This window comes from Streptomyces caniscabiei (assembly GCF_014930365.1).
Classification (GTDB): Bacteria; Actinomycetota; Actinomycetes; order Streptomycetales; family Streptomycetaceae; genus Streptomyces; species Streptomyces caniscabiei.
In genome coordinates, this window is sequence record NZ_JABXWI010000012.1 from 128251 (window position 1) to 142519 (window position 14269).

At 72.8% G+C, this 14269-nt stretch carries 12 protein-coding genes; 5 read left to right on the forward strand and 7 right to left on the reverse strand.

The window, feature by feature from the left end:
* The first annotated feature begins 21 nt into the window (after nt 1-21).
* The 3 genes from HW837_RS30895 to HW837_RS30905 all read left to right on the forward strand — a co-directional run bounded on the left by HW837_RS30895 (nt 22) and on the right by HW837_RS30905 (nt 4006).
* Entirely contained in the window at nt 22-2310 is a 2289-nt protein-coding gene (locus tag HW837_RS30895; protein WP_193380389.1) for an acetate--CoA ligase family protein, read from the forward strand.
* 73 nt (nt 2311-2383) lie between these two features.
* Entirely contained in the window at nt 2384-3232 is an 849-nt protein-coding gene (locus HW837_RS30900; RefSeq protein ID WP_193380390.1) for an enoyl-CoA hydratase/isomerase family protein, read from the forward strand.
* Nucleotides 3233-3298: 66 nt separating this feature from the next.
* Nucleotides 3299-4006, forward strand: a complete 708-nt coding sequence (locus HW837_RS30905) for a flavin reductase family protein (RefSeq protein ID WP_237270451.1) — start codon at nt 3299-3301, stop codon at nt 4004-4006.
* On the opposite strand, the gene HW837_RS30910 is transcribed toward HW837_RS30905, so the two are convergent.
* Both HW837_RS30910 and HW837_RS30915 read right to left on the reverse strand, forming a co-directional pair.
* Nucleotides 4003-4560, reverse strand: a complete 558-nt coding sequence (locus HW837_RS30910; RefSeq protein WP_234442441.1) for a hypothetical protein — start codon at nt 4558-4560, stop codon at nt 4003-4005. The genes HW837_RS30905 and HW837_RS30910 overlap by 4 nt on opposite strands.
* 76 nt (nt 4561-4636) lie before the next feature.
* Nucleotides 4637-6079 (reverse strand): MFS transporter, encoded by a 1443-nt coding sequence (locus HW837_RS30915; protein ID WP_234442440.1) that lies wholly within the window; start codon nt 6077-6079, stop codon nt 4637-4639.
* A gap of 71 nt (nt 6080-6150) precedes the next feature.
* Here HW837_RS30915 and HW837_RS30920 point away from each other — a divergent pair, with 71 nt between their 5' ends.
* Complete coding sequence (locus HW837_RS30920; RefSeq protein WP_237270452.1) at nt 6151-7362, forward strand: GlxA family transcriptional regulator; 1212 nt, start codon at nt 6151-6153, stop codon at nt 7360-7362.
* On the opposite strand, the gene HW837_RS30925 is transcribed toward HW837_RS30920, so the two are convergent.
* The 3 genes from HW837_RS30925 to HW837_RS30935 form a co-directional block, all read right to left on the reverse strand.
* Nucleotides 7284-8333, reverse strand: a complete 1050-nt coding sequence (locus tag HW837_RS30925) for a Zn-dependent alcohol dehydrogenase (RefSeq protein ID WP_193380391.1) — start codon at nt 8331-8333, stop codon at nt 7284-7286. The two genes, HW837_RS30920 and HW837_RS30925, sit on opposite strands and share 79 nt — an antisense overlap.
* Before the next feature lie 19 nt (nt 8334-8352).
* The gene (locus tag HW837_RS30930; RefSeq protein WP_193380392.1) at nt 8353-9507 is read right to left on the reverse strand and encodes an acyl-CoA dehydrogenase family protein; all 1155 of its coding nucleotides are present in this window, start codon (nt 9505-9507) and stop codon (nt 8353-8355) included.
* 198 nt (nt 9508-9705) lie between these two features.
* Nucleotides 9706-10617: an SDR family NAD(P)-dependent oxidoreductase gene (locus HW837_RS30935; protein ID WP_045556095.1), complete on the reverse strand. Its 912-nt coding sequence runs from the start codon at nt 10615-10617 to the stop codon at nt 9706-9708.
* 165 nt (nt 10618-10782) lie between these two features.
* Between HW837_RS30935 and HW837_RS30940 the strand changes: the two genes are divergently transcribed.
* A complete protein-coding gene (locus HW837_RS30940) occupies nt 10783-11724 on the forward strand; it encodes a cyclase family protein (RefSeq protein ID WP_045556094.1) in 942 nt (313 codons plus the stop codon).
* Between the two features lie 556 nt (nt 11725-12280).
* On the opposite strand, the gene HW837_RS30945 is transcribed toward HW837_RS30940, so the two are convergent.
* Both HW837_RS30945 and HW837_RS30950 read right to left on the reverse strand, forming a co-directional pair.
* The gene (locus tag HW837_RS30945; protein ID WP_045556093.1) at nt 12281-12844 is read right to left on the reverse strand and encodes an ATP-binding protein; all 564 of its coding nucleotides are present in this window, start codon (nt 12842-12844) and stop codon (nt 12281-12283) included.
* 529 nt (nt 12845-13373) lie between these two features.
* Nucleotides 13374-14261 (reverse strand): acyl-CoA dehydrogenase family protein, encoded by an 888-nt coding sequence (locus HW837_RS30950; protein ID WP_045556092.1) that lies wholly within the window; start codon nt 14259-14261, stop codon nt 13374-13376.
* Nucleotides 14262-14269: the final 8 nt, after the last annotated feature.

A 14269-nucleotide genomic window follows, 5' to 3' on the forward strand; every position in this document is an offset into this window, starting at 1 on the left:
CACACAGGAGCGGGCGGACCGATGCTTGGATCAACCCACGGCACCCTCACCACCGACTCCCGCCGGGCCCGGGCCATCGCGTGCGGCGAGCACCCCGCACAGGCCGTGCACGGCAGGCCCGCCGAGGCCGGCGACCTGGACGTCAGCGGACGCCCGCTGTACGCCGACGTCCCCGACCTGGACCGTTTCTTCCGCCCGGAGGCCGTCGCCGTAGTCGGCGCCTCGGACGCGGAGGGCCGGCCGAACACCGGGATCACCCGGCAACTGCTCGCCTGGTCCGAACGCGTCGGCGCCCGGCTCCACCCCGTGCACCCCACCCGTGAGTCGGTCTTCGGCATCCCCTGCGCCCCTTCCGTCGCCGCCCTGCCCGAACAGGTCGACCTCGCCGTACTGCTCGTCTCCGACCCCCTTCCCCTGATCGGCGAACTGGCCGAGGCCAAGGTGAAGTTCGCCGTCGCCTTCGCCTCCGGCTTCGCCGAGACCGGCGCGGAGGGCGCCGCCGCCCAGGAGCGGCTGGCCGACGCCGTAGCCCGAGCCGACGGGCTGCGGCTGCTCGGCCCCAACACCAACCTCAACGCCTTCGAGCGGTTCAGGGAGGACCTCGACGGGCCGGCCATCGCGCTCATCACCCAGTCCGGCCACCAGGGCCGCCCCGTCTTCTCCCTCCAGGAAATCGGCATCCGCCTCTCCCACTGGGCCCCCACCGGCAACGAGGCCGACCTGGAGACCGCCGACTTCATCTCCTACTTCGCCGAGCGCCCCGAGGTGGGCGCCATCGCCGCCTACGTCGAGGGCCTCAAGGACGGCCGCGCCTTCCTCCTCGCCGCCGACCGGGCAGCCCGCCGCGGTGTCCCCGTCGTCGCCGTCAAGGTCGGCCGCACCGAGACCGGCGCCCGCACCGCCGCCTCCCACACCGGCAAGCTCACCGGCGCGGACGCGGTGGTCGACGCGGCGATGCGGCAGTACGGAGTGATCCGCGTCGACGGGCTCGACGAACTCCAGGACACGGCCACCCTGCTGGCACGGGCCCGCCGCACGACGAGGGCCGCGCCCGGGTCAGCCGTACCGGCGACGGGCGTACCCAGGACGGCCGTACCCCGGCCCGAAGGCGTCGTCGTCTATTCGATCTCGGGCGGCACGGGCGCGCACTTCGCCGACCTGGCCACCGAGGCCGGACTGCCCCTCCCCACACTCTCCGAGGCCAAGCAGGCCGAGCTGCACCAGTGGATCCCCGACTATCTGAGCGTGGCCAACCCCGTCGACAACGGGGGCCATCCCGTGGGCGACTGGCGCGGGCCCCGCATCCTCGACGCGATCCTCGACGACCCCGCCGTGGGCGTGCTGATCTGTCCCATCACCGGCCCCTTCCCTCCGATGAGCGACAAGCTCGCCCAGGACCTGGTGGCCGCGGCGGAGCGGACGGACAAGCTGGTGTGCGTGGTGTGGGGGTCGCCGGTGGGCACCGAGGCCGCGTACCGCGAGACACTGCTCGGGTCGTCCAGGGTGGCGACCTTCCGCACCTTCGCCAACTGCATCACGGCCGTCCGCGCCCACCTCGACCACTCCCGCTTCACCGCCGCCTACCGCTCCCCCTTCGACGAGGCGCCCCGCTCCCCCTCGCCCTCCTTCCGCAAGGCGCAGGCACTGATGCGGCCGGGGCAGCAGCTGAGCGAGCACGCGGCCAAGCAGTTGCTGCGCGCGTACGGCATCCGCGTGCCGCGCGAGCAGTTGGTGACCAGCGCGGCGGCGGCCGTACGCGCGGCGAGCCTCGTCGGCTACCCGGTGGTGATGAAGGCGTCCGGCGCGAGCATCGCCCACAAGACGGAGCTCGGCCTGGTGAAGATCGGCCTGACCTCCGCGAGCCAGATCCGCGACGCCTATCGCGAACTCACCGACATCGCCCGCTACGAGGACGTCTCCCTCGACGGGGTACTGGTGTGCCAGATGGTCGAGCGGGGCGTGGAGATGGTCGTGGGCATGACCCACGACGACCTCTTCGGGCCCACGGTCACGGTGGGCCTCGGCGGGGTCCTCGTGGAGGTGCTCCGCGACTCGGCCGTACGCGTGCCGCCCTTCGGCGAGGACCAGGCCCACGCCATGCTCGCCGAACTGCGCGGGCGGGCCCTGCTGGACGGGGTGCGCGGTGCTCCCCCGGCCGACGTGGACGCCCTCGTGGAGGTCGTGCTCCGCGTGCAGCGCATGGCGCTCGAACTCGGGGACCAGATAGCGGAGCTGGACATCAACCCGCTGATGGTGCTGCCGAGGGGGCAGGGGGCGGTGGCCCTGGACGCGCTGGCGGTGTGCCGCTGAGCGCCGACGCGCGCGGAAGCCACCCCACACACCCAGGAGAACCATCACTACCCGTAAGAATCGGAGCACCCACATGTCCGCTTCCCCCCTTGAACATCCCGAAAAATCCCGTGACTCATTGATACTGCACGCCACTGACAACGCCGTCTCGTGGATCACCCTCAACCGCCCCGAGGCGATGAACGCCATCACCCCCGACCAGCGAGAACGCCTCATCCACCTCCTCTCCGAGGCCTCTGTCGACCCCGCCGTGCGCGCGGTGGTGATCACGGCCACGGGCCGCGGCTTCTGCGCGGGCGCGGACCTGCGGGGCTCGGCGACGGACGGTGGGGAGCGGGTGCCCGGCGACGTGGCGCGGGTGGCCGGTGACGTGGCGCGGATGATCCGCCTCGGCGCCCAGCGGCTTACCGCGGCCGTCCTCGACTGCGAGAAGCCGGTGATCGCGGCGGTGAACGGCACCGCCGCCGGCCTCGGCGCGCACCTCGCCCTCGCCTGCGACCTCGTCCTCGCGGCCGAAGGGGCCCGTTTCATCGAGGTGTTCGTCCGGCGCGGGCTGGTCCCCGACGGGGGCGGCGCGTACCTCCTCCCCCGCCTCGTCGGACTCCAGCGGGCGAAGGAGCTGATGTTCTTCGGCGACGCCCTGTCCGCCGCCGACGCGCATCGCCTCGGCCTCGTGAACCGTGTCGTCCCCGCCCAGGACCTGGAGAAGACGGCCCGCGAGTGGGCCGAACGCCTCGCCGCCGGCCCCACCCGCGCCATCGCCCTGGCCAAACACCTGGTCAACACCTCCCTCGACACCGACCGCGCCACCGCCTTCGCCGCCGAGGCCGCCGCGCAGGAGATCAACATGACGACGGCAGACGCCCAGGAGGGCGTGGCGAGCTTCGTGGAACGGCGGAACCCCCGCTACGAGGGCCGCTGACGAGCGAGGAGAGGCTCGGCACGAGCCTTCACTTCTGACGGGTCGTCAGCTCTAATGACTCACGTGATGGGACACGCGGGAATGGCGGCCGCCGCCGTCCGCTATCTGAGAGCGGCTCCGGCGGACAGGGGGCGCGGGGCGACGCACGCGCCACCGGTCGTCGACGCCCTGCCCCGCCCCGACCTGCGCTGTGTCGGCGAGCACGAACGGGCACCGGTCGACCAGGCCGAGTTCCGCCGCGTACTGGGCAACTTCGCGACGGGGGTCACGGTGATCACGGCCCCAGGGGCCGCGGCGACCCCGGAAACCGCGGGAGCCCCGGGGGCCGCCGGGACCCTGCCGGAATCGGGCACCCCGACCCCGGCGGTCCCGCCCCCGGCCGGCTTCGCCTGCCAGTCCTTCTCCGCGCTCTCCCTGGACCCGCCCCTCGTGGTCTTCATGGTCGGCCGTACGTCGACGACCTGGCCCCGGATCGCCAGCGCGGGTGTGTTCTGCGTGAACGTACTCGGCGCGGAACAGGGCGAGTTGTGCCGGCGGTTCGCGGTGAGCGGTGCGGACAAGTTCGCCGGCGTGGCCCACACCCCGGCCCCCGCGACGGGCTCCCCGCGCCTCACCGGAGCCCCCGCCTGGATCGACTGCACGATCCACGCCGTACACCCCGGCGGCGACCACCTGATCGTGGTGGGCCGCGTGGAGTCCCTGGGCACCGCCCCCGAAGCGACACCACCACTGCTGTTCCACCGGGGCCGCTTCGGCGCCTTCACGCTCGACTAGGCCGCCGCCATCGCCACGCCCACGAGCAGCAGACACAGTGTGGCCAGCGTGCCCCAGAGGATGATCGCCGCGCAGGGCTGGACGGGACGACCCATGTCGGCGCGTAGCAGGGTGTGGTGAGTGATCAGGGCCGGAGGCACCGCCGCCGCGTAGAACGCGAGGCCGGGGAGCAGCCAGGACGGTACGGCCAGGGCGGGAAGCACCCAGAGGGTGCAGGCGGGCGGGATCCACCACCACGCGACACGCCCGGTGACCTGCCGCGCCGTCCAGTGGGCGAGCGCCACGGCCGGGAGCACGTACGCCACGGTCATGAGGGCGGCAGCGAAGAGGATGAGGAGGAGCAGCAGCGGAGAGAGCAGGAGCACCCCGAAGGACGCCGCGGATGCCCGCCCCGAGTCGATCCCGACCAGCAGGAGAACGGCGCACGACAGCCCGCCCTCCACACCCAGTACCGCCATCGAGACAGCGGACGGCGCCGCGCCCGCGCGAGTCCCGTTCTCGCCCCCGTCCTCGTCCGGCACCCCGGCTGTCGCCGCCATGGACATCACCAGCATCCCTCCCCCTACAGGGAGGGTGCCACGACCGAATCGGTTGTGCCGCACGGTTTCCCGGCGCGTCCGCCCCGGACCCTCAGGCCCCCACCGCCACCCCCACCCTCCCCACCGGCCGTCGCCGTATCACCAGTGCCATCAGCGCCGCCGCCGCGCACAGCGCCCCCGAGGCGTACCAGACCACGTCGTACCCGCCGAAGACGTCGCGGGCGAGGCCGCCGAGGAAGGCGACGAGGGCGGCGCCGACCTGGTGGGACGCCAGGACCCAGCCGAAGACGATGGCGCTGTCCTCGCCGTAGTGCTCGCGGCACAGCGCCATGGTGGGCGGGACGGTGGCGACCCAGTCGAGACCGTAGAAGACGATGAAGAAGATCATCGGGAGGTGGACGGCGGGTGCGAGGAGCATCGGGAGGAAGAGGAGCGAGACACCGCGGAACGCGTAGTACACCGCCAGCAGCCGCCGTGAGTCGAAGCGGTCCGTGAACCAGCCCGAGGCGATCGTGCCGAGGACGTCGAAGACCCCGATGACCGCCAGCAGCGAGGCCGCCGCCGTGATCGGCATGCCGTGGTCGTGGGCGGCGGGCACGAAGTGGGTCTGGATCAGGCCGTTGGTCGAGGCCCCGCAGATCGCGAACGTACCGGCCAGCAGCCAGAACGGCCCCGTCCGCATCGCCGACAGCAGCACCCTCACCGCCCGCTTCGCCGCCCCCTGCACCGGCCCCGGCTTCGGTACGAACTCCCGCGCCCCGTAAGGCTTCAGCCCCACGTCCGCCGGGTGGTCGCGCAGCAGCAGCCAGACGAAGGGCACGACGGCCAGCGCGGCGAGCGCCACGGTGACGGACGCGGGCCGCCAGCCGCGCTCGGAGACGATCCACGACAGCAGCGGCAGGAAGATCAGCTGCCCGGACGCCGAGGCCGCGGTCAGGATGCCCGAGACCAGACCACGCCGTTCGGTGAACCAGCGGTCGGTGACGGTCGCCGCGAACGCCAGCGCCATCGAACCCGACCCCAGCCCCACCAGCAGACCCCAGCAGAGCATCAGCTGCCAGGCCGACGTCATCCACACCGTCGCCCCGGCCCCGGCCGCGATCACCGTCAGCGCCACCGCGACGACCCGGCGGATGCCGAAGCGGTCCATCAGGGCGGCGGCGAAGGGGGCGGTCAGTCCGTACAGCGCCAGGTTGATCGAGACCGCCGACGCGATCGTGCCGCGCGACCAGTCGAATTCCGCGTGCAACGGATCGATCAGCAGGCCCGGCAGCGAACGGAAGGCCGCCGCGCCGATGATCGTGACGAAGGTGACGGCGGCGACGAACCAGGCGCGGTGGACGCGGCCCCGACGGCGGCCGGGACGAAGACCGCCACGTCCGACACGGGGACCGACGCCGGGCGGGCGGTGGTCCACGGGCGCCTGCGGCACGGCTGCGGCGGCGGCGACGCCGGCGGCGGACCCGTCCGTGACGGCTGGGCGGGACTCGGCGGCGGGGCGGGACTCGGCCGCGTCGTCGGCTGTCTGGGGCATGACGTCAAGCTTCCGACCTGCGGGCATTCCGGACGAGTGGCCGAAGGGACAGCGTTCGCTAGGATCGGGCCATGGCCGCCGCCCCCTCCGCCGAGCGCACCCCCACCCCCGCCACGCGCCCCACCCCCGCCACGAGCCCCACCACCCCGCGGCCGACCACCGCCCCGCGCCCCGCGCCCCCGCACCGCGTGGTCGTGCTCGCGCTCGACGGCCTGCTCCCCTTCGAGCTCGGTATCCCGCAGCGCATCTTCGGCAGGGCGCGCGACGCGGCGGGGACACCGCTGTACGAGACCGTCACGTGCTCGATCCGGCCGCCCGGCCCGGTGGCCACGGACGCCGACTTCGAGATCCTCGTCCCGAACGGCCCGGAGGCCCTCGCCACCGCCGACACGGTCGTCGTCCCCGCCTCGTACGAACTCGGCCCGGTCTACGAAGCCGGCGTCCTCACCCCCGAACTGGCCGCCGCCCTCGCCCACATCCGCCCCGGCACCCGGCTGGTCTCCATCTGCAACGGCGGCTACGTCCTGGCGGCGGCCGGCTTCCTCGACGGCCGCCCGGCGACCACGCACTGGTCCCTCGCCGAGCACTTCCAGCGGCTCTTCCCGAAGGTCCGGGTCGACGCGGACGTCCTCTTCATCGACGACGGGGACGTTCTCACCTCGGCGGGCGTCGCGGCCGGCATCGACCTGTGCCTGCATCTCGTACGGCGCGACCACGGCACCGGCGTCGCCAACGACGTGGCCCGGCGCACGGTCGTGCCGCCGCACCGGGACGGCGGCCAGGCCCAGTACATCCAGCGGCCGCTGCCCGAGCCGCAGACCGGGACCACAACCGCCGCCCGCGCGTGGGCCCTGGGGCGGCTCCACGAGCCGATCCAGCTCCGGGACATGGCCGCGCGGGAGTCCATGTCCGTCCGTACGTTCACCCGCCGCTTCCGCGAGGAGGCCGGTGTCAGCCCGGGCCAGTGGCTCACCCAGCAGCGCGTCGAACGCGCCCGCCACCTTCTGGAATCCACCGACCTCACCATCGACCAGGTCGCCCACGACGCGGGCTTCGGCACCGCCCAGTCCATGCGGCAGCACCTTCAGGGGGCGCTGGGGGTGACCCCGACGGCGTACCGACGGACGTTCCGCGCGGCCCGCACCCCCGGAGCCACGACCGAGACCATCGCCACCAACCACGCCCCCACGGCCACCGGAACCGCTCAGAACGTGAGCACTGCCCGGGCCACGCGCCCCTCCCCCGCGTCCTCCGCCGCCTTCGCGAAGTCCTCCACCGGATAGGTGGCCGTGACCAGCTCGTCGAGGAGCAGGCGCCCTTCCCGGTACAGGTCGGCGTAGAGGGCGATGTCCCGCTGCGGTCGGGAGGAGCCGTAGCGGCAGCCCAGGATCGACTTGTCCAGGTAGAGGGAGGAGACGAGGAAGGAGGCCTCGGCGGTCGCGGCCGGCACGCCGAGCAGGATCGCCTGCCCGTGCCGGTCCAGCAGGTCGACGGCCTGGCGGATGAGCTCGACCCGGCCGACGCACTCGAACGCGTGGTCGGCGCCGGTGGGGAGGATGTCCCGCACCCCTTCCACCGACGTCAGGAAGTGTGTGGCCCCGAACCGCCGCGCCACCGCCTCCTTCTCCGGGTTCGCGTCCACGGCCACGATCCGGGTCGCCCCCGCGATCCGCGCGCCCTGCACCACGTTCAGCCCGATCCCACCGGCCCCGATGACGACGACACCGTCCCCCCGGTCGACGCGGGCCCGGTTGAGCACCGCCCCCACCCCGGTCAGCACACCGCACCCGATGAGCGCGGCGGAGGTCAGCGGGATGTCGTCCGGGATCCGTACGGCCTGCACGGCCTTGACCACCGTCTCCTCCGCGAAGGCGGAGTTCGCGGCGAACTGGAACACCTCCCGCCCGCCCCGCGAGAACGGCCGTGTGGGGCGCCCGATCGCCCGCCGGCACATGGTCGGCCGCCCCCGGTCGCAGTCGGCGCAGGCCCCGCAGTTGGCGAGGGTGGACAGGGCGACGTGGTCCCCGGGCCGGACATGCCGGACCCCCGCCCCGACCTCCGCGACGACTCCCGCCCCCTCGTGCCCGAGCACCACGGGAACGGGGAACGGAATCGTCCCGTCCACCACCGACAGATCGCTGTGGCAGAGCCCGGCGGCCGAGATCGCCACCCGCACCTCACCGGGCCCCGGCCCGCGCACGGCCAGATCGTCGACGACCTCGGCCCGCTTCCCGTCGAACACCACTCCGCGCATGGCCTCACCTCTCGGCGTCTCAGCCTCTCGGCTCCCTCGGCAGACCGAGCACCCGCTCGGCGATGATCGTGCGCTGCACCTCGTCCGAACCGCCGTAGATGGTGTCGGCCCGGCTGAACAGGAACAGGTGCTGGAACGGGTCCAGTGCGTACGGTTCCGCCGCCGACCACTCCCGTGGTCCTACGGCCGCCCGCGCGCCCCGCACCTCCATCGCCAGCTCCCCGAGCCGCCGGTGCCACCGCCCCCACAGCAGCTTGGCCACACTCGGCGCGCCCGGCTCCGCGCCGCCCTCCGCCCCGCCGAGCGTCCGCAGGGCGTTCCACCGCATGGTCCTCAACTCGGCCCACTGCCGTACGAGTCGGTCGCGTACGACGGCGTCGTCCACCGCCCCGCTGTCGACGGCGGCCCGTACGACGTCCTTCAACTCCTCCTCGAACCCGATCTGCTGGGCGAGCGTCGACACCCCGCGTTCGAAGCCGAGCAGCCCCATGGCCACCCGCCAGCCGTTGCCCTCGCCCCCGACGACATGCTCCGCGCGGGCGTGCGCCCCGTCGAAGAACACCTCGTTGAACTCGCTCGTCCCGGTCAGCTGCCGGATGGGCCGCACCTCGATCCGGCCCGGCTGGTCCATCGGCACGAGCAGCAGCGACAGCCCGTGGTGGCGTTCGGAGCCCGGCTCGGTACGGGCCAGCACGAAGCACCAGTCGGCCTCGTGGGCGAGCGAGGTCCAGATCTTCTGTCCGGTGATCCGGTACGACCCGTCGTCCGCCCGCTCCGCCCTGGTCCGCACGCCGGCGAGGTCGGACCCGGCGCCGGGCTCGCTGTATCCCTGGCACCAGAGTTCGTCACCGCGCGCGATCGGCGGCAGGAACCGCCGCTTCTGTTCCTCGCTCCCGAACGCGATCAGCGTCGGCGCGAGCAGCTTCTCTCCGATGTGGCCGGACCGGGCGGGTACGTCGGCCCGCGCGTACTCCTCGGCCCACACGACTTGTCGGACGAGGGTGGCCGTGCGGTTCCCGTACCCGTCCTCGGCCCAGCCGAGCCCGATCCATCCGGCGGCGCCGAGCGTCCGCTCCCAGGCGCGCCGGTCCTCTCCCACCCCGGCGTGCGCCCCCAACCACGCCCGCGCCTCCGCCCGGAAGGCCTCGTCCTCATCACCGAACCCGAAGTCCATGCCGCCTCCAAGATGACCGCCGCGGGTGATATCGGTGCGGTGTCGGGTGCGGGTCCGATGGGGCTTCTCGCGCAGTTCCCCGCGCCCCCAAAGGCAAAATGCACGGGGCGCAGCCCCTGCTTTTTGAGGGGCGCGGGGAACTGCGCGACCAGCCCCCACTCACCCGCACCCGACAACGCGCCCCGTTCGGCAGGGCCCTCACGCGTTCGGCCGCCGCCCCGCCGCCGCAGCCGCAGCCATCCCCTCCACCCGCTCCAGCATCGGCATCGGATCCACCCCCACCGCCCCCGGCAGAAACTCCGCGATCCTCTCCGGCGTCCAGCCCCCTTCGGCGTACGCGGCACGCAACTCCCTCGGCTGCGCCCACACCGCGATCTTCGGCCCGGCGACCGTGTACACCTGCCCGGTGATCCCCGCCGCCCGGGCCCGCTCGGACAGCAGGTACACCACGAACGCGGCCACCTCCTCCGGCTCACCGATCTCGGTCAGCTCCATCGGCACCCCCGCCGACATCCGCGTCCGCGCGACCGGCGCCACCGCGTTCGCGGTCACCCCGTACCGGTGCAGGCCGAGCGCCGCGCTCCGCACCAGCGAGATGATCCCGCCCTTGGCCGCGCTGTAGTTGGCCTGCGACACGGACCCCTGGTGGTTGCCGCTGGTGAACCCGATCAGCGTCCCGGCCCGTTGCCTGCGCATGACGGCGGACGCGGCCCGGAACACCGTGAACGTGCCCTTGAGGTGGGTGGCGATCACCGGATCCCACTCGTCCTCGGCCATGTTGAACAGCATCCGCTCCCGCAGGATGCCGGCGACGCACACGACCCCGTCGATCCGTCCGTACGCCTCGACCGCCGTGTCCACGACCCGCTGGCCACCGGCCATCGTGGAGATGTCGTCGGCGACGGCGACCGCCTCGCCGCCGGCCCCCTCGATCTCCTTGACGACGGTCTCGGCGACGGAACTGGTGGGTTCGGAGCCGTCGACGGAGACGCCGTAGTCGTTGACGACGACCCGAGCGCCCTCGGCGGCGGCGCCGAGGGCCACCGCCCGGCCGATCCCCCGCCCCGCTCCGGTGACGGCGACGACCTTGCCTGCCAGGAAATTTCCCACCCCGAGCCCTTCCCCTCATCACATCGCTCGGACGAACCGCTGTCCGTGGCCCGCTATCTGATGCACTGTTACCTGATGCACCGTCATCTGACGGGTCGTTAGATTGCTCGTACGGCGATTCTACGGCCCGCCGGATACGCCACCACAAGCCCTCGGGGAGGCCCGATGTCATCACCCACGGAGTTCGCCGCGTTCACGGACATCGCCAAGCGCGTGAACAACTGGGGGCGTTGGGGGGCCGACGACGAGATCGGCACCCTCAACCTGATCACCGACGAGGTCGTGCGGGAGGCGGCCGCGTCGGTGCGCTCCGGTCGCCGCGTCCCGCTCGCACTGCCCCTGCAACAGGACGGCGTGCAGACGGGGATGATGCCGGGCCGGGTGAATCCGCTGCACGCGATGGTGCAGATCAACCAGGAGATCTTCGGTCCGGGCACGGTCGCGTGCAGCGACGACGCGGTGACCATGGGGCTCCAGGCGGCCACGCACTGGGACGCGCTCACCCATGTCTCACACTCGGGCCGGATCTACAACGGCCGCCCCGCGAACACGATCACCCCGCACGGCGGCGCGGCCTTCGCCGGCATCGACAAGGCGCGGCACATCGTCTCGCGCGGCGTTCTGCTGGACGTTCCACGCGCCCTCGGGCTCGGCGACGACCAGCTGCCCGGCGGCCACGCCGTCACCCCCGAAGACCTGGACGCGGCCGAGGAGTTGGCGGGCACCCGGGTCCGCGCGGGCGACATCGTCCTGGTCCGCACCGGACAGATCCGCACCTATCTCACCGGGGACAAGCACGCGTACGCGTTCCCGTCGCCGGGGCTGTCGCTGCGTACCCCCGAGTGGTTCCACGCGCGTGACGTGGCGGCCGTCGCCAATGACACGCTGACGTTCGAGATCTTCCCGCCGGAGGTCGAGGATCTGTGGCTGCCGGTGCACGCGCTCGACCTGGTCGAGATGGGCATGCCGCAGGGGCAGAACTGGAATCTGGAGGAGTTGTCCACAGCCTGTGGACAAGCGGGGCGGTACGACTTCCTGCTCTCGGCGATGCCGGAGCCGTTCGTCGGAGCGACGGGCACACCGGTGGCCCCGATCGCCATCCTGTAGGGCCGCACCCTCGGAGTCGGCCGGCGGCGGAGTCGCCCGGCAGTGGTGTCCGCCGGCGGTGGAGTCGGTCGGCGGCAGGGTCGCCCGGCAGTGGCGTCGACCGGCAGTGGCGTCGGCCGGCGGTGGAGTCGGCTGGCGGCGCGCCGTTGCCCGCCCCGAGCACGGCACCGCGCGCCGCCATCCGGCTTCGGCACGCCCGCCCCGCCCTTGGGCCCTGCGGGGAGCCGGCGCCGAATCACGACCCACGCTCGCCGAGGGCCTCCGTCACCGAGACCCTCGTCGTCCCCTCGCGGCGAATCGCTGAACACAAGCGTGATCAAACGGACACCAGACGTCAATAGCCGTTCGGGGACGAGGCGGACGAAACCGGCGTCGCGACGGTGAGCACGGAAGCAAGTCCGGCGCACGACGCGGCCACCACCGGGCAACCGTCGCACGTCGTGCGCTCGCGCGCGGCGTGTGCGACGCGAAGCCGGGCGCCCGAGTGCGCCTCACGGCCCGGGCCGCGCTCCAGTGCCGCGGCAGGCAACGTTCGCACGGCGGACGAACGTTGCCCCTAGACCGCCTCGAACGCCAACCCGTCGCAGGCCAGGCTCTCCCGGGCCACCGCCGCGACACCCGTCACCGCGCTGCACGCCGGATAGACCGTGTGGGTCACCGCGCCGCCGCCGACCATTCCGCCGCCGGCCCCGGAGGCGCCCGCCCCACTCGCCGCCCCGGAAGCTCCGGGCACCACCCGGTCCAGCTCGCACCAGATCCGCTTGCCGACGCCCTCGTGGGTCCAGCCCCAGCGGTCCGCGAGGACGTCGACGAGGGCGAGACCGCGCCCGCCCGTCTCGTCACCGTCGGCACACCGCGGGGCCGGCGGACACGCGTTGCCGTCGGCGACCTCCAGGCGGACCTTGCCGATCGCCCCGTCACGACACCCGGACAACTGCAGCCGCAGCACCGCCGGACGGCCGGTGTGCACGACCGCGTTGGTGACCAGCTCGGAGACGAGGAGGATCAGCGTCTCGGCGAGCGGCTCGTCGTCCCCTATCCCGGACCCGGAGAGCCGTGCACGGGCCCATCTCCGTGCGCGACCCACCTCTGCGGGGTCGGGCCGGATCTCCAGCTGCACTTGAAGCACCTGCACCGCTCACACCATCCGAACCGGCGGACACATCGCCGCACGCCCCTCAGGGGCCACGATCGTGGTCATCTGCTGCCTGGCCGACGCCACCGCCGTCGACACCGTCGGCACCGGGATCACGGAACGTGATCCCCTTACCGGACAGCATGGTTGACGTACAGTCACCCCAACAAGCGCTTCGGGCATATTCCAGCGCGAAGGAGTACGCGTACGGCATACTGTGCGACGCTCATCGCGGGGAGTCGAACAGACCGGGGCGTCGAGACTCCGGCCCACTTCACGAGTGCCGGGCACCGCCGGATCCGGGGCCGCCACAGGGGCAACACCGACTCGGCTCGACCTCGGAACCACTCGCATCCACCAGAAGGTACCGGAGCGGAACTCCGACTCCAGGCCGTGACAAGTCACGCCTAGGACACAACACGGTATCAACGCTCGGTAATTCCGGTATGCCACGTTCCGCGACATTCGGCCGCGCCACTGCCACGGATTTCCGTCTTCACCCTGGTCAGGGCCCTCAACTCGCCTCGCTCAGCAGTTCCCGCGCCAACAACTCCTCACTCTCCGTGATCGATCCGCCACGTTCCGCCCGCACCCACGCCCGCTTCAGACACAGGTGTACGTCGGCCTCCCAGGTGAACCCCGAACCGCCGTGGACCTGAAGGGAGTCGCGGGCACCGCGCACCGCCGCCTCGTCGGCGAGCAGCCGAGCCGCCGCGATGTCCACCGGGTCGACGGTCACGGCCGCCGCGTACACCGCGACCCGGGCGACCTCCACCCGCACCAGCAGTTCGGCGCAGATGTGCTTGACCGCCTGGAACGCCCCGATCGGCCGCCCGAACTGCTCCCGCGTCCGGGCGTGTTGCACGGCGGCCTCGCAGGCCCGGACCGCCGTGCCCAACTGCTCGGCTGCGGTGAGCAGTACGAACAGATCATCGAGACGGGCGGCGGGGTCCGCCCCGGGCACCCGGTGCAACGGCGTCAACGGGTCCACCGACCGCAACGCCACGGCCCCTTCCACGGACCCCACCACCACGTCCGCTTCGTCCAGCCACTCCACCAACCCCCCGCCCCCGACAGCCGTCACGACGGCCTCCCCCGTCGCCGCCCCCGGCACCCGCCCCGCGGCGAGATGCGTGGCCACCAGCGGCCCGGGCAACAGCGCCCGCCCCGCCTCCTCGAACACCACCACCGCCTCCGGCACCCCGAGCCCGATCCCGCCCTCCGCCTCGGACAGACACAGCGAGAAGAACCCCGCCGCACCCAACTCCCGCCACAGCCCCCGGTCCAGCACGCCGCCCCCGTCGACGGCGGCCCGCAGCTGCTCCGCCCCGAAGCGCCGCGCCAACACCTCCCGCACACCGGCCCGCAGAGCGACCTGATCCTCACTGAGCAGAAACCGCATAAGCCACC

What these genes read in the sequence shown, in the direction of transcription:
- HW837_RS30895 (WP_193380389.1), top strand. Translation starts at nt 22, where the DNA reads ATGCTTGGATCAACCCACGGCACCCTCACCACCGACTCCCGCCGGGCC.
- HW837_RS30940 (WP_045556094.1), top strand. Translation starts at nt 10,783, where the DNA reads ATGTCATCACCCACGGAGTTCGCCGCGTTCACGGACATCGCCAAGCGC.
- HW837_RS30905 (WP_237270451.1), top strand. Translation starts at nt 3,299, where the DNA reads ATGGGACACGCGGGAATGGCGGCCGCCGCCGTCCGCTATCTGAGAGCG.
- HW837_RS30930 (WP_193380392.1), bottom strand. Translation starts at nt 9,507, where the DNA reads ATGGACTTCGGGTTCGGTGATGAGGACGAGGCCTTCCGGGCGGAGGCG.
- HW837_RS30950 (WP_045556092.1), bottom strand. Translation starts at nt 14,261, where the DNA reads ATGCGGTTTCTGCTCAGTGAGGATCAGGTCGCTCTGCGGGCCGGTGTG.
- HW837_RS30900 (WP_193380390.1), top strand. Translation starts at nt 2,384, where the DNA reads ATGTCCGCTTCCCCCCTTGAACATCCCGAAAAATCCCGTGACTCATTG.
- HW837_RS30915 (WP_234442440.1), bottom strand. Translation starts at nt 6,079, where the DNA reads ATGCCCCAGACAGCCGACGACGCGGCCGAGTCCCGCCCCGCCGCCGAG.
- HW837_RS30925 (WP_193380391.1), bottom strand. Translation starts at nt 8,333, where the DNA reads ATGCGCGGAGTGGTGTTCGACGGGAAGCGGGCCGAGGTCGTCGACGAT.
- HW837_RS30920 (WP_237270452.1), top strand. Translation starts at nt 6,151, where the DNA reads ATGGCCGCCGCCCCCTCCGCCGAGCGCACCCCCACCCCCGCCACGCGC.
- HW837_RS30910 (WP_234442441.1), bottom strand. Translation starts at nt 4,560, where the DNA reads ATGCTGGTGATGTCCATGGCGGCGACAGCCGGGGTGCCGGACGAGGAC.